Origin of the sequence: Nonomuraea guangzhouensis (genome assembly GCF_019396345.1) — a bacterium.
In the GTDB taxonomy this organism is placed as follows: domain Bacteria; phylum Actinomycetota; class Actinomycetes; order Streptosporangiales; family Streptosporangiaceae; genus Nonomuraea; species Nonomuraea guangzhouensis.
Map to the genome: position 1 here is coordinate 58,036 of NZ_JAHKRM010000024.1, position 15,231 is coordinate 73,266.

Consider the following 15,231-nt stretch of genomic DNA (forward strand, 5'->3'; position numbering starts at 1 on the left):
CATGACCACCGAACATCTGGACGGCAACGCCCTGGCCGGTCCGCTCGGCGAGATCTTCGCCGTGGACATCACCGCGGCCATCGGCCGGTGCGCGAGCTGCGGGCTGACCGGTCCCATCGCCTCGCTCCGCGTCTACGGCCCCGAGCCCGGGCTGGTCGCGCGCTGTCCCGGCTGCGACGAGGTCGTGCTGCGTCTGGTCCGCGGGCCCGGCGCGGCCTGGCTCGACCTGCGCGGCGCCGTGTCGTTGCGATTGGGACTGCCCGAATAAGGAATCTCACCCGATCCGGCTTAGTACACTCGGCACGCCAACCGGCCGAGATCTGTACGGCGGAGGTCTTGGCCGTGGGCAGCGGCCCGCGGCCCTGTCCCATGGGAGTCACGTGAGCAACGGGCTGCTGGACGCGCCGCCGTCCCCCCAAGCGCCGGCCCGCGGCCGCAAGCACTGGCTGCGGTGGGCGATCGCGATCGGGGTGACAGTCGTCCTGCTGATCGCGGGCGTCACGGTAGGCGTCATCGTCAAGCTGACCGGCAACCTGAAGCACGACGACGTCACGGCCGAGGACCTCGGCGCGACCCGCCCGCCCAAGGTCGCGGGCACCGCGATGAACGTGCTGATCGTCGGCTCCGACCAGCGCGACGGCAAGAACGCCAAGTACGGCCACCACGTCGCGGGCGAGCGCACCGACACGATCATGCTCGCGCACGTCTCGTCGAAACGGGACAACGCGATGGTCGTCAGCTTCCCGCGCGACTCGCTGGTGCAACTCCCCGCGTGCCGCGCCAAGACGGGCCTGACCGGCCAGCAGCCGCATCTGGGCATGATCAACGAATCGTTCAACTCCGGCGGCATCGCCTGCACCTGGAAGACCATCGAGACGCTCACCGGCATCCATATCGACCACTTCGTCAAGGTCGACTTCACCGGCTTCAAGAGCATGGTCGACGCGGTGGGCGGCGTGGAGATCTGCCTGCCCGAGGCGGTCGACGACAAGAAGGCGCTGCTCAAGCTGGCCGCCGGGCGGCAGACGGTCAACGGCGAGCAGGCGCTCGGCTACGTCCGTGCCCGCTACAGCCTGGGCGACGGCTCCGACATCGGGCGTATCCAGCGTCAGCAGATGTTCATCGCGTCGATGGTGAAGAAGGTCATGAGCGGAGAGACACTCACCAACCCCGCCAAGCTTTACGGGTTCCTCGACGCCGGCACCAAGGCCGTCACCACCGACCCCGGCCTGACGGCCGGCGTCATGAAGGACCTGGCGCTCAGCCTGCAGGGCCTCAACGCGGGACAGATCCGCTTCATCACCACGCCGTGGCACTACTCACTCACCCAGCCGGGGCGGGTGGAGTGGGTCCAGCCGCAGGCCGGGAAGCTGTTCCAGATCGTGTCCAAGGACGAGAGCGTGCAGGGCGTCAAGGGCGGGCAGACCAAGGTGTCCAGGTCCAAGATGCAGATCGAGCTACGCAACGGCACCTATCGCAGCGGTCTCGGCACGCAGGTGGCCGCCGCGCTGGAGCAGCGGGGCTATCACATCACCAAGATCGGCGACACGGCCCGCAAGCCGCAGGCGAAGACGACCGTCTTCTACGGGCCGAACGGGGAGACGGGTGTCCCGACCCTGACGAAGGACCTGCTCACCTCCCAGACGAAGCTGGTCGCGGCAGCGCAGACCAGCCGGTTGGTGCTGGTGCTCGGCAACGACTGGAAGGGCACCAAGCCCCTCGCCACCAACGACACCGAGTCGCTGAAGGGCTTCGACGCGACCCACGACACGTGCGCATCGTCCTGATCAGGGTCGTCCTGATCAGGCGATGAACGCCGAGAGCGCGGCCAGTGCCTCCACCACCTGGTGGGCGTCCGGGGTGCTCTCCGGGTCCAGCAGCCATTGGATCATCAGGCCGTCCGAGATCGCGATCAGCACCGAGATCAGGGCCTCCGGGGCGAACGGCAGCTCCACCCCCAACTCCGCCGCCGCCCTGTTGATCATGTCGATGCCCGCCTGCCTGGCCCTGCCGTAGACGGCGGCCAGTTTCGCTCTCAGCAGCTCCTCCCGCAGGGCGGCCGGGTAGGCCTCCACGGCCAGGACCAGTTGCGGGCGCATTTCGGCGAAGACGTCGACCAGAGCCACCATGGCGCGTTCGAGCATCTCCCTCGGGCCGGCCAGTGGGCCGCCGAAGACCGACTCCTCCACGTGCTCGATCCAGGCGTCGTAGGCGCTCACGATCGCCTCGTTGAGCAGGGCGTCCTTGCCGCCGAAGTGGTAGCCGATGGAGGCCAGGTTGGTGCCTGACGCGGCGACCAGGTCGCGGGCGGTCGTCCGGGCGTAGCCCTTCTCCTGCAGGCAGTTGACGGCCGCCGCCAGGAGTCTCTCCCGGTATCCACCGAGCTCTGTTCTCGACACGCGTCTTATGCTACTGATATATACGAGCGTATATGACGTACGTATATATACGGAGGTAGAAAGATGCTCCCCCCTGGACCGAAACTCCCCACGCTGCTCCAGACCGCCTGGCTCCTGACCGACCCGGTAGGCGCGTTCGAGAAGTGCCGCCGCAAGTACGGGCCGATCTTCACGCTGCGCTTCTTCGGCTTCCCGCCCGAGGTCTACGTCGCCACCCCCGAGCTGGCCGAGCAGGTCTACCGGCTCGACCAGGGCGGCGGCCGGGCCGGGCGGGTCCGGCGTGACTTCCTCGAACCGATGGTCGGCGCGCACTCGCTGCTCACCCTGGACGACGAGCCGTGGTGGCGGCACCGGCGGCTGCTCACCCCGCCGCTGCGCGCCAAGCAGATCGCCGGGTACGAGGGCGAGATCGCCGCCATCGCCGCCGAGAAGATCGCGACCTGGCCGCTCGGCACGCCGTTCGCGCTGCGCGACCGCATGCAGGAGATCACGCTGGAGGTCATCATCCGGCTGATCTTCGGCATCCGCGACGCCCAGCGGCTCGACCGGCTGCGCGTGCTGCTGCCGAAGCTGATCGAGGTCGGCGGCTCGGCGTCCCTGATGCTGCTGCCGCCGCGGCTGCGCGAGGCCACGCGGCGCCTGCCGTTCACGCCGTACGGGCGATTCCTGCGGTTACGCGCGGCCGTCGACGAGATCCTGTTCGACGAGATCGGCCGGCGACGCGCCGAGCCGGGCGGCACCGACGTGCTGGGCCGGCTGCTGGAGACCGAGCTCGGCGACCAGGAGGTGCGCGACGAGCTGATCACCCTGCTCATCGCCGGCCACGAGACGACGGCCACCGGGCTGGCATGGGCGTTCGAACGACTGCTGCGCACCCCGGGCATCCTCGACCGGCTGCCGCACGACGAGGAGTATCTCGACGCCGTGGTCAAGGAGGCACTGCGCGTCAGACCGGTCGTCTTCGAGGCGCCCCGGCTGGTCGACGCCCCGCTGCGGCTGGGCGACTATGAGGTGCCCGCCGGATGGTACGCGGCACCGCTCATCGCGCTCATCCACCAGGACCCGTCGGTCTGGCCGTCACCGGAGGAGTTCAGGCCCGAGCGCTTCCTGGACGGCGCGGACGCCCACGGCAAGGCGTGGATGCCCTTCGGCGGCGGCCGACGCTTCTGCGTCGGGGCCCAGCTCGCCCTCCTGGAGATGCGCGTCATCCTCCGAGAGGTGCTGAACCGCCTGGAGCTCTCCGCACCAGATCCGGCGCCGGAGGCCAGGCGGCTCAAGCTCGTCACCCTTGCCCCTGCAAAGCTGACACGCGTCAGCGCGCGTGCTCGGACTCCTGCTCGGACGCCGTAGTCGGGTGCATCTCGTCATGCGGCGAGTCGGCGCCCAGCTCCTCGCGGAGCCGGTCGTAGTCGATGTTGTGATTGGTGTACTTAAGCTGGCGAGCGACCTTCGTCTGCTTCGCCTTGGCTCTTCCTCGGCCCATGGCTACTCCCTAGTCCCCGCTGTCATCCTAGCCAACAACGTTACGACTTGAAGAATTATGCAAGTGCGCTGGATTAGTCTGGCAGTATGCACGTGGAGGTCAACCAGGCCAAGGCCGATTTCTTCCGAACACTCGGCCACCCCGCTCGCATCAGAGTGTTGGAGCTACTTCAAGAAGGCCCGCTTCCCGTCCGGGAACTCCTGGCCCAGATCGACATCGAGCCGTCCAGCCTCTCCCAGCAGCTGGCGGTCCTGCGAAGAGCCGGGATCGTGAGCGCCATCCGTGAGGGAAGCACCGTCGTCTACACGCTGGCCACTCCCGAGCTGGCCGACCTGCTCGGGGCCGCGCGCCGCATCCTCACCGACATGCTCGCCGACCAGGGCGAACTCCTCGCCGAACTACGCGCCGAGGTCCCCTGACCGAGGGCCGCCACCGGTACGGAGACGCCGCGGCCGACCAGGGCGCCTGAGAGCTACGACGACGCTGTCAACCGCCGAAAGTAAGAGCACGGGCTGGTCTTTCGGCAGTGTCGGGCGCCTCGGGACCCTTCCTACGCTGCTGCCCATGGTCAGAACTCCCCGCAACGCCGCGGCCGTCCTGGACCGCCCACTCACCGAGCTATCCGCCGAGACCTCCTGACCGAGGAGCGTCGCCCAGACCGTGGCGGAAGGCGTAGGTGACGGCCTGGGCGCGATCGCGGACCCCTGCCTTGGCGAACAGGTTGTTGATGTGGCTCTTGACCGTGGCCTCGGAGATGTGCAGCCGGGTGGCGATCTCCGCGTTGGAGTTGCCCTGGGCGATCAACCGCAGGACCTCGGCCTCGCGGTGGGTCAGCCCGTCGGGCAGCCCCGGAGCCGCCGATGCCGTCTTGGCCACGGCCTCGGCCAGACGGCGCTGCACGCGCGGGGCGAACTGCGCCTCACCGCTCGCCACGACCGCGATGGCCCGCGCGAGCGACTCGGCGTCGGTGTCCTTGGTCAGGTAGCCACGGGCACCCGCCCGCAGCGCCGCGAACACCGACTCGTCGTCGGAGTAGGTGGACAGCACCACGACCTCGGTGCCGGGATGCGCGGCGCGAATCGCCCGGGTCGCGGCCACCCCGTCGAGCCGCGGCATCCGCAGATCCATCAGCACCACGTCGGGCGACAGCTCGGCGACCAGCAGGACCGCCTCCTCACCGTCGGCGGCGGTGCCGACCACCTCGACGTCGGGCAGCAGGGCGAGCAGGAGCACCAGCCCCTCTCTCACCACGGTCTGGTCGTCGGCGACCAGGACCCGCACGGTCACCGGACCATCCCCTTCTCCCGACGGCGCGCACTCATGCGGGCACCTCCAACGCCCTGACGCTCACTCATGCCGGCACCCTCAGGACCACGCTGAACCCTCCCCCTTCCGCGCTCGTGGTGAGCGAGCCGCCGATGAGCTCCGCCCGCTCGCGCATCCCGATCAACCCGTAGCCCGCGCCGACTCCCCGGACGTCCGCCGGGCGTGTGGCCTTGCCGTCGTCGCGTACCTCGAGCTCGCACCAGCGCCCTAAGTGACGCAATGCGACCGAGACCGACGCGCCGGGCGCGTGCTTGCAGACGTTGGTCAACGCCTCCTGCGCCGTGCGGGCGACCGCCAGCCTGGCCTGCGTCTCCAGCGCGTCGAGGTCCGCCTCGATCGACAGGGCGCACGCGGCTCCCGTGGTCGCGCGGAACTCCGCCGCCAGCCGTTCGAGTCGCTCCACCAGGGGTAACTCGTCACCCCTCAGCGTGTCGAGCGCTCTGCGGGTCTCCTCCAGCCCTGCCCTGGCCAGGCGTACGGCCCGCTCCACCCGATCCAGCGCGACGGCCGGGTCGCCGCCGTCCTTCAGCAGCATCCTGGCGCCCTCCAGATGCAGGATCTGCGCGGACTGCGAATGGGCGAGGATGTCGTGCACCTCGCGGGCCAGCCTGGTGCGCTCCGACAGCACGGCCTCGCGCGCCCGGGCGGCGGCGATCTCCGCCGACTGCCGCTTGGCCATGGACAGGTGCCAGATCATGAAGGCGAAGACCGCGGAGTAGGCGAGCCCGGTCGTCGTCCCCATCGCGAGCCCCATCTCGGCGCCCGCCGCGTAAGACACGAGCGGCAGGGCGAGAATGTCGAGCGCGGTCAGCACGAGGGCCCGGCGCAGCCCGAGGCGGTAGGGCGAGACGAAGACCACCACGAAGCAGAACGCCACCCCGGTATAGGGCTCGATCGCGTGCAGGGCCAGCCCCCCGGCCAGGGCGAGCAGGAGCAGCCAGACGTTGCGTCGAGGCGCGTCGCGGGCCAGTGCCCAGAGGACGCAGCCGAGCGTGGCCACGGCGAGCGGCAGGGTGAGCAGGGCCTGGACAACGCTCGGCCGGGTCACGACGACGGTGATCGGCCCGTAGGCGAGGTAGGCCACCAGCAGGACGATCAGCGTGGTGCGGACGGCCGGGCGGAGGGTGAAGGCCACGCGCTCACGGTAGTCGGCGGGCCGGAGCGGGGACATCGGCCCACGGGTGGACATCGGCTTTCCACCCGTGCTCCGATGCGCCTGAGGCTGCCGGTGCCGCACTGTCGAGGCATGACAGCCACCAGCGTCACCGCCATCAGCGTCGACCATCTGGCCAAGACGTTCGGGAAAGTGGTCGCGGTCGACGACCTCTCCTTCGACGTGCCACATGGCGCCGTCACGGCCTTCCTCGGGCCCAACGGCGCGGGAAAGACCACCACACTGCGCATGATCCTCGGCCTGGTCAAGCCGACCGCGGGCGGCACGACCATCCGCGGCCGACCCTACTCCGAGCTCGACCGGCCGCTCGAACGCGTCGGCGCGGTCCTGGAGTCGACGGCCTTCCACCCCGGACTCAGCGCGGTCGCCCATCTGGAGTCCGTGCGGATGGCGGCCGGACTGGCGTCCGCGCGGATCGATCACGTGCTCGAACAGGTCGATCTCCAGGAGGCCGCGCATCGGAGAGTGGGCGGGTTCTCGCTCGGCATGCGGCAGCGGCTCGCGCTGGCCACCGCGCTGCTCGGCAGCCCGGAGGTGCTCATCCTGGACGAACCGGCCAACGGGCTCGACCCCGCCGGGATGCGGTGGCTACGCGGGTTCCTGCGTGCGTACGCGCATCAAGGCAACGCGGTGCTGATCTCCAGCCACGTCCTGTCGGAGATCCAGCAGATCGCCGACAGGGTGGTCATCGTCTCCGCCGGCAAGCTGCGGTGGAGCGGGCCGCTGCACGACGGGGCCGTCCTGGAGGAGCTCTATCTGGAGGCGACCGGATGAACCGATCAACCCCACGCGGCCCCATCATCATGCGGCTCGTGCGGGCCGAGCTGATCAAGGCCCGCGCCGTCCGAGCCACCTGGATCCTCGCGGCCGTCGCACCCGTCTTCTGCGCGTTGTGGGTGCTGGTGCCGCTGTTCGCCCCCGCCTCGTCGGACGCGGCGCGGATGGCCGGCGTCTACAACATGGCGCAGCAGGCCTATCTCTTCAGCCTGATCCTCGGCATCCTCGGCATGGCCGGCGAATACCGGCACCAGACCATCACCTGGGCATTTCTCGTCACACCACGCAGAGGGGCCGTGGTGACCGCGAAGCTGGTGGCCTACGGGCTGCTCGGCCTGCTGGTGGGCGTCCTGTCGGCACTGGTCACGCTGGCCGCCGGGGGCGTGCTGCTGGCCTTACGGGGACATCCGGCCCTGAGTTCTGAGGTGCCGCTGATCCTGCTCGGCGGGGTGCTCAGCACCGCGATCTACGGGCTGCTCGGCGTCGCCCTGGCCGTGCTGGTCAGGAGCCAGGTGGGGGCGATCACGCTGGCCGCCCTGCTGTTCGCGTACGGTGACGGCTTCCTCGCCTGGTTGGTGCCCGATGTCTACCGGTGGCTGCCCACCGGGGCCGCCCGATCGCTCGGCGCCATGCGGCTCGAGGGGGGCGCGCTGCTGCCCGCCTGGGGTGGTGGGCTGCTCTTCGTCGGGTACGTCGCGGTCATCGTGCTGCTGGCCAGGGTTCTCACCCTCCGGCGCGACGTCACCTGACGGCGGGGGTGCTCTTGCTCGCCGGCGCCGGCCCTACTTGTCGGCGCCTGCGCCGGGGCCGGCCTTACTTGTCGGTGCCTGTGCTGGGGCTGGGACTGGCGGCGGCCGTACGGCGGGCGCGGGCCTGGACGACCTTGGGGTAGCGGGCGGTGAAGACGGCCGGGACGACGAACGAGAGCGCCTTGATGGAGATGACCACGGCGGTCGCGTGCGGCGCGGCGGCCAGCACGAACGTCAGCGAGACGGCGGCGACCGTGAACGCGATCGCCCAGGCGGTCGTGATGACCACGTTGATCCGGTAGAAGACCGGGGTCTCCCAGACCTCCTTGGGCGCCATGGTCCGCGCGATGCCGAGCGTGAACGGCTTGCGGATGGCCAGCGAGCCCCAGGCGGTGCCCGCGAGCCAGACGTTGACCAGCGCCGGGCCATACGGAGTGAGGAACGAATGCGGATCGACCAGCGACAGGACCGTGAGGCAGGCGAAGAACACCGCGGCGCTCGACTCGATCACCATCTCGTCCCAGGCCCGCCCCGACCGGCGGTCCACGAGGACGAGGACCAGCGCGATGACGAGACCGGTGATGGCGCCCCAGCGCCACTCGTCGCTGGTGGCGATGATCGCATAGAGGATCCAGGGGGAGAATCCCAGCAGGCCGCGCATTTTGAGCTCCTCATGACGTTCCTATGCAGACATGTCGAAAGTAGAACCTGCGGCGTCGATATGTCAATATAGGAACATGAGTCTTCGACACGCCGTGCTTGGCCTGCTCTCCGAGGGACCGGCGAGCGGCTACGACCTGATGAAGGTATTCGACGTCTCCCTGGCGAACGTCTGGCCGGCCACGCAGAGCCAGCTCTACGCCGAGCTCGGCAAGCTGGCCGACGCCGGATTGGTGAGCGTGTCGGCCGAGGGACCGCGTGGCCGCAAGGAATATGCGATCACCGACGCCGGGCTGGCCGAGCTACGCCATTGGATCACCGAGGTGGAGCCGGTCAGGGCCGCGCGCAGCGACATGCTCCTGCGGGTGTTCTTCCTGGCCCAGGTGGATCCGCAGCAGGCCAAGGAGTACCTACGGCAGCAGGCCGAGATCACGGCCAAGCGACTGGAACATATCGAGAGCATCCAGGGCTTCGTGGAGAGCGGGACGGACAACTTGTCGGTGTACGGGAGGATCGCGCTGGAGTACGGCCTGCGCATGGCCACCACGCAGCGCCAGTGGGCCGAATGGGCGGAAGAGCAGATCCGTTAAGCTCGGCCCATGGTCTCCGAACTGTTCGATCCGAAGGCGTGGCAGGTGGTCGAGGGATTCGACTTCACCGACATCACTTATCACCGGGCGGTCGACCAGGGCACCGTGCGGATCGCCTTCAACCGCCCAGAGGTGCGCAACGCGTTCCGGCCGCAGACGGTCGACGAGCTCTATCGCGCGTTCGACCACGCCAGGCAGACCACGGACGTGGGGTGCGTGCTGCTCACCGGCAACGGCCCCTCGCCCAAGGACGGCGGCTGGGCCTTCTGCTCGGGCGGCGACCAGCGGATCAGGGGCAAGGACGGCTACCAGTACGCCGACGGCTCGGCGTCCACCGGCCGGCTGCACATCCTGGAGGTGCAGCGGCTGATCCGCTTCATGCCCAAGATCGTCATCTGCGTGGTGCCCGGCTGGGCCGCGGGCGGCGGGCACAGCCTGCACGTCGTGTCGGACCTCACGCTGGCCAGCGAGGAGCACGCGCGCTTCAAGCAGACGGACGCCGACGTGGCCAGCTTCGACGGCGGCTTCGGGTCGGCCTACCTGGCCCGGCAGGTCGGGCAGAAGTTCGCCCGCGAGATCTTCTTCCTCGGCGACACCTACTCCGCCGCCGACGCGCATCGGATGGGGATGGTGAACGCCGTCGTGCCCCATGCCGAGCTGGAGGAGACGGCGCTGGAGTGGGGCCGCAAGATCAATGGCAAGTCGCCTACGGCTCAGCGGATGTTGAAATATGCCTTCAACATGATCGATGACGGGCTGGTGGGGCAGCAGCTGTTCGCGGGCGAGGCGACGCGGTTGGCGTACATGACGGACGAGGCCGCAGAGGGGCGCGACTCGTTCCTGGAAAAGCGCTCGCCCGACTGGTCGCCGTTCCCCTGGCACTACTGATCCGCTCGCCGCCGCGCTGAGGGCGGCGGCACGTCGCCCGCAACGCGAAATCGTTTCGCTATTCACCGACCGATGCCGCCGAATTCCGTCTCCCGTTATCTAGAGTTGCGGCGTGAGCGGAGATTTAATCCCGCAGCCGCCAGAGGCGCGGATGTCCGACGCGGATCGCGAGCGAGTCGCGATCCGACTGCGTACGGCGGTCAGCGAGGGCCGGCTGACCATGGAGGAGTTCGAGCAGCGGTTGAGCGGGGTGCTCGGCGCCCGAACGTTCGGCGAGGCTGAGCCATTCGTCGCCGACCTGCCGGGGAGCCCGGTGGCGGCACCGGCACCGGAGAGCGGCGAACTGCGCTCCACGGCGGCTGCTCTCAAACGGCGCGGCCAATGGGTCGTGCCCCGGCTGCTGCGGGTGTCGGCCAAGGCCGGGGCGGTGAAGCTGGATTTCACCGATGCCGTCATGGCCCATCGGGTCGTGGAGATCGAGCTGGACGTGTGGGCGGGCTCCACCACGCTCATACTCCCGCCCGGCGCCTCCGTGGACATCGACAATGTCGAGCTGATCGCGAGCCCCTCCAAGGTGCGGGGTGTGACGAGCTCGCCGTTCCCCGGGGACGGGCGACATTTCGTGGTCCACGGCAAGCAGCGAGCCGGTCGGCTGCTCGTCCGGCACCAGCACCGCTTCTGGCGCTGGGGGTGGTGATCACGCCTTCCTCCAGCAGGTCGACTCAGACGGAGTCGGTCTCCTTACTGCCCATCTCAACCCAATCGTGACCAAGGGCTGCAATTCTGGGACGTCATTTGACTCGGCCATGGGATGGGGATGAGACAGTTGCCGGCATCCAGGGTGTGGCGCCGCTTCGTCAGGCGCACGTCCGCTCTCTGGCTCGTCGGCGCGGTGATCGCGTTGGCTCTGCCATCTCCTGCCCAGGCCCTGGCCGACAAGACCCTCACTCTGACGTACACCTGTACAGGCGGCCCGTTCACCGACACATCGCTCAGCGTGCCGCTCACCATGCCCGATACGGCGACTGGCACGTTCGACGTCAAGTGGAAAATTCCCGCCCTTACTCTGCGCACGCCGCCGACCACCACCACGCAGGTCCACGTCGCCGGGAAACTCGCGGTGACCGGCGGGACGCACACGGATCTGGAGAAGACAGGGGCGAGCGTCACCTCCGGATCCACGTCGGTGCTGGCCGGACAGGTGACGAGCACGGTGTCGGTAACCGCCGTCACGGGTGACGAGGTGACGGTCAAGGGGGCCACCGACCAAGGCAGCCTGAAGCTGAGCCTGGCCAGCGCGCCGACGGACGTGACCTCGTGCACCACGACCAGCACGACGAGCGTGGTGGTCACGGTCGGGCAAGGCACCGGGTCCGGAGCCGGTGACCTGGTCACCTACTCGTGCAGAACGGGCACGGAAGCCACCCCCGAGACCGTCAAGATCCGGGTAACGCTCACGATGCCGACGAGCACCCCCAAGGCCGGCGAACAGTTCTCCATCGGCTGGTCGGGCACCTATGAGACAGGTTCCGAACTCGAGGCCCCGTCCACCGGGGTCCCCGCCGGCAGCAAGCTGTACGCGTACGCCTCGATCTCGGGCCTGTCCGAACTGACCTCCGCGGACGGAGTGGGCGAGCTGGGAACCAGCACCGCAGGCGGCCCCATCACGCTGCCCACCAGCGTCGATATGAAGACAAAGTCCAAGAATTCCGGCTCGGCGACGGTGAAGCCGGCGGCCATCAAGATCGGCACCTCATCGACCGTCTCGGTCATCGAGTGCACGATCCAGGACGCCTCCGCTTTGAAGACGTACCCCCTCACCATCGGCGCGGGCAGCAAGACTTCCCCCTCTGCCGATCCTGAAGAGACCCCGACCTCGACGCCCAAGTCATCGACCAAACCCTCCTCCAAGACCTCGAAAACCCCGAAGGCCGGAGCCGACACGGGCGCGGGCGGCGACGCCGGCCCGGATGGCCGCATGTTCGTGCTGACGGGCAGCGCTCTGATCGCGGCGGCCGGCATCGGCGGCCTGCTCATGCGCCGCCGCTCCGCCGCCAAGCCCTGAGCAAGGGACCGTGAACGGGATCGCGATTCTGTCGGCCACCGCTGTTATGAATGACGCCATCGTCCGATCTTCGTACGGAGGCAGGGATTTCGATGGCGTTGGTGACGTTTCGCGATGAGACGGCGACAGGACGGGCGTTAGAGGAGTTCTCCCTGCCGGACCTGCCGGAGCGGATCTCGGCCCGGGAGCTGGTACGGCTGCGCGTACGCGAGGAGGTGGCCCGCTACAACGCTGCCCCCTCCCGCCATTTTCACGGCCTGATCAAGCCCAGCGACGCCGAGGCCGAGCTGAACGGCTACCGGATGCCAACCGCGCGCAAGCTGAACTGGGAGCGTCAGGCCGACGCCGCCGAGGCCGCGTTCGCCCGCAACGGCTTCCTGCTGCTGGTCGGCGACCGCCAGATCGAGGACCTGGACACCGAGATCGACCTGATCGCCGACCCCGTCGTCTCCTTCGTCAAGCTCGTCCCGCTGGTCGGCGGCTGACGTGGGTGTGCTCGACGGCCTTCCGCCCGAGGTTCGGCACGTGCTCGACGATGGAACCCAACGACGCCTATCTGTGCGTCGTCCCCCGCGGCTCCGGTGATCAGGTGTTCCTGCCGTTCGAGGAGGATGGCGGCATGCTGTCGATCATCCTGTCCAAGGCTTTCCTGCTGGCTGCCGACACCACCATCACCGACCCCTCCATCACCCGCCAGGTCCACCTCTGACAGGGACCACCGGCGTCGCGGCATCTTGACATCAAGCGCTCTCGAGGTTCAAGGATGATCCTCATGAGCACCACAATTATTGACGAACAGGCACATGAAGCCGAGATCGCGGCGATCAAGCAGGTGGTCGCCGTGGTGGAGCACTCCCAGAACAATGAGCTTCCCGATGAGTTCGTCGGCCTCTTCCGGGCTGATGCGATCTGGACCACGGGTGGGGGTAAGCGCCTCTTCGGCCGCGATGCGATCTCGACTTTCACCCACCAGGTTCTTCCTGGTGGGATGCAGGGCTCGACGGTCTCGTTCGAGGTGGAGCACGTGCTGTTCATCCGCCCCGACGTCGCCGCGGTCAAGGTCCGTCAGGTCTACCAGACATCCGACGGGCCAGAGGTGGGCACTCCGCTGTTCGTCATGGCCAAAGAAGACGGGCAGTGGCGCCTGACCGCCTGCCAGAACACCAGCGTGCTCGACGACTGACCGACTACGCAACAGGTGCGGCTCCGGCCCGGGAAGCACGCCGGGCCGGGGCATCAATGGTGCCTGATCAGCTTAAATATCGACTTCATAATCGGTGGATTATATATATCAATATTGGACGCAAGGAGATCGTTTCTGGTCTGCTAAGCGGGCATCGACGTCCATCGAGGTCGTGATCCTCCGGCCCGTGAAAGCAGGTGTTCGCCCATGTCCTTCGGGCAGTCCAGCCCGTCCCGCCGTGCGTTGCTGGCCGCCGCGGCCCTCCTGCCGCTGGCGGGACGCGAGGCCGAAGCATCGGCGGCCGCCCCCAAGAGCGCGCGGTACTACTACGACCGCGCGGCCAGGCTGGCCGGTGACGACCCGGTGCTGCGGGCCCTCGTCAAAGCGCTCACGCCGGGCGGCGCACTGCCGCCCGTGAAACCCCTCTCGCCACTGCGGATCTTCGACAACGTCGCGGTGCTGGGCACCAGCTTCGTCCAGGCCACAGCCTTGCTCACCGCCCGTGGCGTCATCCTCATCGACGCGCTGGGATCACCGGACGACGCCGAAAAGATCATCGTTCCTGGGCTGCGTTCTGTGGGAGCGGATCCAGCGAAGATCAAGTACGTGGTGGTCGCCCACGGCCACAGTGATCATTTCGGCGGCGCCCAGTTCCTCGCCGACAAGTACGGCGCCCGAGTCATGATGAGCCGAGCCGACTGGAACCTCATCGCCGCCGAACGCCCGGCCAACGCGCCCAAGCGAGACCTGGAGATCTCCGACGGGCAGCGGCTCACCCTCGCCGGCACCACGGTCACGTTCCACCACACGCCAGGGCATACGCCGGGCACCGTCTCGTCGATCTTCCCGGTGCGCTGGAAGGGGCTACGGCACACCGCGATGTTGTGGGGCGGGACCGCCCCGCCCGCCGCGACCACGGACAAGCGCACCACTCTCTCCTCAGCGCTCGCCTTCGCCTCCAGGATGAGACAGGCAGGCGTGGACGTCGAGCTGAACAATCACGGGGGCGTCGACAACGGCCTGGCGCGCATCGAGGAGTTGCGCGCCGGGTCCACGGGAGCGGGGAATCCGTTCGTCATCGGCCGTTCCAGGACGCAGCGCTTCATGAAGGTCATGGAGACCATGCTGCGCGGCCGCATCGCCCAAGACCAAGAGGCGAGCTCCGGCACGTCTTCAGCCGGCGGGGCCGCCTCACCCGGACGATCGACCCACGTCTGCTGCTGACAGACGACCGGCAGCCTGATCGGCGTCAGGGCCAGTTGACCGGGACGTCCGGGCAGAGGCGCTGGTAGGGGTCGGCGTCGCGGGTGATGATGCGCCAGTCGGTGGCGTTGCCCACGTCGGTGCGGCGGCGTGATGCGGCGAGTGCGGCGTGAGCGGCAGGCAGCGAGGCGACGTCGTGTTCCGCCGCCAGGGAGCCGGCGGTGACGGCGTCATCTCGGTCGAGTGTGTCGACGTGGTGGGCGATCACGTACAGGAGGCCCTGCAGGCGTTCGCGGGCGGGCTCGGTGCGGACCTGACGGGCGGCCTCGGCGGCGACGACCGTGGGGATGACGATGGGGTAACCGCGGCGGACCGCTTCGCCGATGATCACTTCGATCTCGATGTCTTTGCCGAGCCAGTCGGTGAGGGCGGCGTGGTCGAGGACCAGGCCGGTGTCCAGGAAGCGCACGGCTATTGGTGGCTCTCCTCGATGCGGTCGAACATGGCGCGGACGCGGGCGAGCGTGTCGGCGGGGGCGTCGTCGAGGTTATAGCCGACGAGCTCGCGCCAGGCGGTCATTCTGCGATCTCGGTCGAGCTTCTCGGCGACGGCTTCGTCTATGTAGGTGGAGACGGTGACGCCGTGGGCGGCGGCGGCCTGCTTGAGTTGCCTGCCGACGTCCTCGGTGTGGGAGAAGCTGGTCCGCTTGTCCTTCGTCTGCATACGATTAAGGA

The 15,231-nt window shown here is 68.6% G+C and carries 21 protein-coding genes; 14 read left to right on the top strand and 7 right to left on the bottom strand.

Annotated elements, in window-relative coordinates; translation table 11 throughout:
- Nucleotide 1 precedes the first annotated feature (1 nt).
- Together KME78_RS41130 and KME78_RS41135 are read left to right on the top strand one after the other, a co-directional pair.
- A complete protein-coding gene (locus tag KME78_RS41130) occupies nucleotides 2-268 on the top strand; it encodes a DUF6510 family protein (protein WP_219534933.1) in 267 nt (88 codons plus the stop codon).
- Nucleotides 269-380: 112 nt separating this feature from the next.
- On the top strand, nucleotides 381-1,787 hold the full coding sequence (locus tag KME78_RS41135) for an LCP family protein (protein ID WP_219534934.1): 1,407 nt from the start codon (nucleotides 381-383) through the stop codon (nucleotides 1,785-1,787).
- A 15-nt stretch (nucleotides 1,788-1,802) separates the two neighbouring features.
- Here KME78_RS41135 and KME78_RS41140 read toward each other — a convergent pair whose 3' ends face one another.
- A complete protein-coding gene (locus KME78_RS41140) occupies nucleotides 1,803-2,399 on the bottom strand; it encodes a TetR/AcrR family transcriptional regulator (RefSeq protein ID WP_219534935.1) in 597 nt (198 codons plus the stop codon).
- A gap of 63 nt (nucleotides 2,400-2,462) precedes the next feature.
- Here KME78_RS41140 and KME78_RS41145 point away from each other — a divergent pair, with 63 nt between their 5' ends.
- Complete coding sequence (locus KME78_RS41145; protein WP_219534936.1) at nucleotides 2,463-3,749, top strand: cytochrome P450; 1,287 nt, start codon at nucleotides 2,463-2,465, stop codon at nucleotides 3,747-3,749.
- Here the strand turns inward: KME78_RS41145 and KME78_RS41150 are convergent.
- Complete coding sequence (locus KME78_RS41150; protein WP_219534937.1) at nucleotides 3,712-3,882, bottom strand: DUF3073 domain-containing protein; 171 nt, start codon at nucleotides 3,880-3,882, stop codon at nucleotides 3,712-3,714. The genes KME78_RS41145 and KME78_RS41150 overlap by 38 nt on opposite strands.
- Nucleotides 3,883-3,968: 86 nt before the next feature.
- Between KME78_RS41150 and KME78_RS41155 the strand changes: the two genes are divergently transcribed.
- A complete protein-coding gene (locus tag KME78_RS41155) occupies nucleotides 3,969-4,301 on the top strand; it encodes an ArsR/SmtB family transcription factor (RefSeq protein ID WP_214635030.1) in 333 nt (110 codons plus the stop codon).
- Nucleotides 4,302-4,500: 199 nt separating this feature from the next.
- Here the strand turns inward: KME78_RS41155 and KME78_RS41160 are convergent, their stop codons facing one another.
- The gene (locus KME78_RS41160; protein WP_219534938.1) at nucleotides 4,501-5,169 is read right to left on the bottom strand and encodes a response regulator; all 669 of its coding nucleotides are present in this window, start codon (nucleotides 5,167-5,169) and stop codon (nucleotides 4,501-4,503) included.
- Between the two features lie 64 nt (nucleotides 5,170-5,233).
- A complete protein-coding gene (locus KME78_RS41165) occupies nucleotides 5,234-6,397 on the bottom strand; it encodes a sensor histidine kinase (RefSeq protein ID WP_219534939.1) in 1,164 nt (387 codons plus the stop codon).
- 57 nt (nucleotides 6,398-6,454) lie between these two features.
- Here KME78_RS41165 and KME78_RS41170 point away from each other — a divergent pair, with 57 nt between their 5' ends.
- Both KME78_RS41170 and KME78_RS41175 read left to right on the top strand, forming a co-directional pair.
- On the top strand, nucleotides 6,455-7,156 hold the full coding sequence (locus KME78_RS41170) for an ABC transporter ATP-binding protein (RefSeq protein ID WP_246653035.1): 702 nt from the start codon (nucleotides 6,455-6,457) through the stop codon (nucleotides 7,154-7,156).
- Nucleotides 7,153-7,908 carry an ABC transporter permease gene (locus KME78_RS41175; RefSeq protein ID WP_219534941.1) on the top strand — a complete coding sequence of 252 codons (756 nt, stop codon included), beginning with the start codon at nucleotides 7,153-7,155 and terminating at the stop codon, nucleotides 7,906-7,908. Before KME78_RS41170 ends, KME78_RS41175 begins: the two co-directional genes overlap by 4 nt.
- A 64-nt stretch (nucleotides 7,909-7,972) precedes the next feature.
- On the opposite strand, the gene KME78_RS41180 is transcribed toward KME78_RS41175, so the two are convergent.
- A complete protein-coding gene (locus tag KME78_RS41180) occupies nucleotides 7,973-8,569 on the bottom strand; it encodes a hypothetical protein (RefSeq protein WP_219534942.1) in 597 nt (198 codons plus the stop codon).
- A 76-nt stretch (nucleotides 8,570-8,645) separates the two neighbouring features.
- On the opposite strand from KME78_RS41180, the gene KME78_RS41185 reads away from it, so the two are divergent.
- From KME78_RS41185 to KME78_RS41220, 8 genes are all read left to right on the top strand, one after another.
- Nucleotides 8,646-9,158, top strand: a complete 513-nt coding sequence (locus tag KME78_RS41185) for a PadR family transcriptional regulator (RefSeq protein WP_219534943.1) — start codon at nucleotides 8,646-8,648, stop codon at nucleotides 9,156-9,158.
- A 9-nt stretch (nucleotides 9,159-9,167) separates the two neighbouring features.
- Nucleotides 9,168-10,046, top strand: a complete 879-nt coding sequence (locus KME78_RS41190) for a 1,4-dihydroxy-2-naphthoyl-CoA synthase (protein WP_219534944.1) — start codon at nucleotides 9,168-9,170, stop codon at nucleotides 10,044-10,046.
- Nucleotides 10,047-10,158: 112 nt separating this feature from the next.
- Complete coding sequence (locus KME78_RS41195; RefSeq protein WP_219534945.1) at nucleotides 10,159-10,743, top strand: DUF1707 SHOCT-like domain-containing protein; 585 nt, start codon at nucleotides 10,159-10,161, stop codon at nucleotides 10,741-10,743.
- A 120-nt stretch (nucleotides 10,744-10,863) separates the two neighbouring features.
- Nucleotides 10,864-12,111 (top strand): hypothetical protein, encoded by a 1,248-nt coding sequence (locus tag KME78_RS41200; protein ID WP_219534946.1) that lies wholly within the window; start codon nucleotides 10,864-10,866, stop codon nucleotides 12,109-12,111.
- Between the two features lie 92 nt (nucleotides 12,112-12,203).
- Complete coding sequence (locus KME78_RS41205) at nucleotides 12,204-12,596, top strand: hypothetical protein (protein ID WP_219534947.1); 393 nt, start codon at nucleotides 12,204-12,206, stop codon at nucleotides 12,594-12,596.
- Between the two features lie 50 nt (nucleotides 12,597-12,646).
- Nucleotides 12,647-12,820, top strand: coding sequence for a DUF7737 domain-containing protein (locus tag KME78_RS41210; RefSeq protein ID WP_219534948.1), 174 nt, complete (start codon nucleotides 12,647-12,649; stop codon nucleotides 12,818-12,820).
- A 54-nt stretch (nucleotides 12,821-12,874) separates the two neighbouring features.
- On the top strand, nucleotides 12,875-13,294 hold the full coding sequence (locus KME78_RS41215; RefSeq protein ID WP_246653041.1) for an SgcJ/EcaC family oxidoreductase: 420 nt from the start codon (nucleotides 12,875-12,877) through the stop codon (nucleotides 13,292-13,294).
- A gap of 207 nt (nucleotides 13,295-13,501) precedes the next feature.
- Nucleotides 13,502-14,518, top strand: coding sequence for an MBL fold metallo-hydrolase (locus tag KME78_RS41220; protein WP_219534949.1), 1,017 nt, complete (start codon nucleotides 13,502-13,504; stop codon nucleotides 14,516-14,518).
- 25 nt (nucleotides 14,519-14,543) lie between these two features.
- Here the strand turns inward: KME78_RS41220 and KME78_RS41225 are convergent, their stop codons facing one another.
- Nucleotides 14,544-14,966 carry a PIN domain-containing protein gene (locus tag KME78_RS41225; RefSeq protein WP_219534950.1) on the bottom strand — a complete coding sequence of 141 codons (423 nt, stop codon included), beginning with the start codon at nucleotides 14,964-14,966 and terminating at the stop codon, nucleotides 14,544-14,546.
- A gap of 2 nt (nucleotides 14,967-14,968) precedes the next feature.
- Nucleotides 14,969-15,220 carry a hypothetical protein gene (locus tag KME78_RS41230; protein ID WP_219534951.1) on the bottom strand — a complete coding sequence of 84 codons (252 nt, stop codon included), beginning with the start codon at nucleotides 15,218-15,220 and terminating at the stop codon, nucleotides 14,969-14,971.
- Between the last annotated feature and the right edge of the window lie 11 nt (nucleotides 15,221-15,231).

Excerpts from the sequence above, each read along its gene's own strand:
- KME78_RS41130 (WP_219534933.1), top strand. The coding sequence starts at position 2 with ATGACCACCGAACATCTGGACGGCAACGCCCTGGCCGGTCCGCTCGGC.
- KME78_RS41145 (WP_219534936.1), top strand. The coding sequence starts at position 2,463 with ATGCTCCCCCCTGGACCGAAACTCCCCACGCTGCTCCAGACCGCCTGG.
- KME78_RS41150 (WP_219534937.1), bottom strand. The coding sequence starts at position 3,882 with ATGGGCCGAGGAAGAGCCAAGGCGAAGCAGACGAAGGTCGCTCGCCAG.
- KME78_RS41155 (WP_214635030.1), top strand. The coding sequence starts at position 3,969 with ATGCACGTGGAGGTCAACCAGGCCAAGGCCGATTTCTTCCGAACACTC.
- KME78_RS41165 (WP_219534939.1), bottom strand. The coding sequence starts at position 6,397 with ATGTCCACCCGTGGGCCGATGTCCCCGCTCCGGCCCGCCGACTACCGT.
- KME78_RS41170 (WP_246653035.1), top strand. The coding sequence starts at position 6,455 with ATGACAGCCACCAGCGTCACCGCCATCAGCGTCGACCATCTGGCCAAG.
- KME78_RS41175 (WP_219534941.1), top strand. The coding sequence starts at position 7,153 with ATGAACCGATCAACCCCACGCGGCCCCATCATCATGCGGCTCGTGCGG.
- KME78_RS41180 (WP_219534942.1), bottom strand. The coding sequence starts at position 8,569 with ATGCGCGGCCTGCTGGGATTCTCCCCCTGGATCCTCTATGCGATCATC.
- KME78_RS41185 (WP_219534943.1), top strand. The coding sequence starts at position 8,646 with ATGAGTCTTCGACACGCCGTGCTTGGCCTGCTCTCCGAGGGACCGGCG.
- KME78_RS41190 (WP_219534944.1), top strand. The coding sequence starts at position 9,168 with ATGGTCTCCGAACTGTTCGATCCGAAGGCGTGGCAGGTGGTCGAGGGA.
- KME78_RS41200 (WP_219534946.1), top strand. The coding sequence starts at position 10,864 with ATGAGACAGTTGCCGGCATCCAGGGTGTGGCGCCGCTTCGTCAGGCGC.
- KME78_RS41205 (WP_219534947.1), top strand. The coding sequence starts at position 12,204 with ATGGCGTTGGTGACGTTTCGCGATGAGACGGCGACAGGACGGGCGTTA.
- KME78_RS41210 (WP_219534948.1), top strand. The coding sequence starts at position 12,647 with ATGGAACCCAACGACGCCTATCTGTGCGTCGTCCCCCGCGGCTCCGGT.
- KME78_RS41215 (WP_246653041.1), top strand. The coding sequence starts at position 12,875 with ATGATCCTCATGAGCACCACAATTATTGACGAACAGGCACATGAAGCC.
- KME78_RS41220 (WP_219534949.1), top strand. The coding sequence starts at position 13,502 with ATGTCCTTCGGGCAGTCCAGCCCGTCCCGCCGTGCGTTGCTGGCCGCC.
- KME78_RS41230 (WP_219534951.1), bottom strand. The coding sequence starts at position 15,220 with ATGCAGACGAAGGACAAGCGGACCAGCTTCTCCCACACCGAGGACGTC.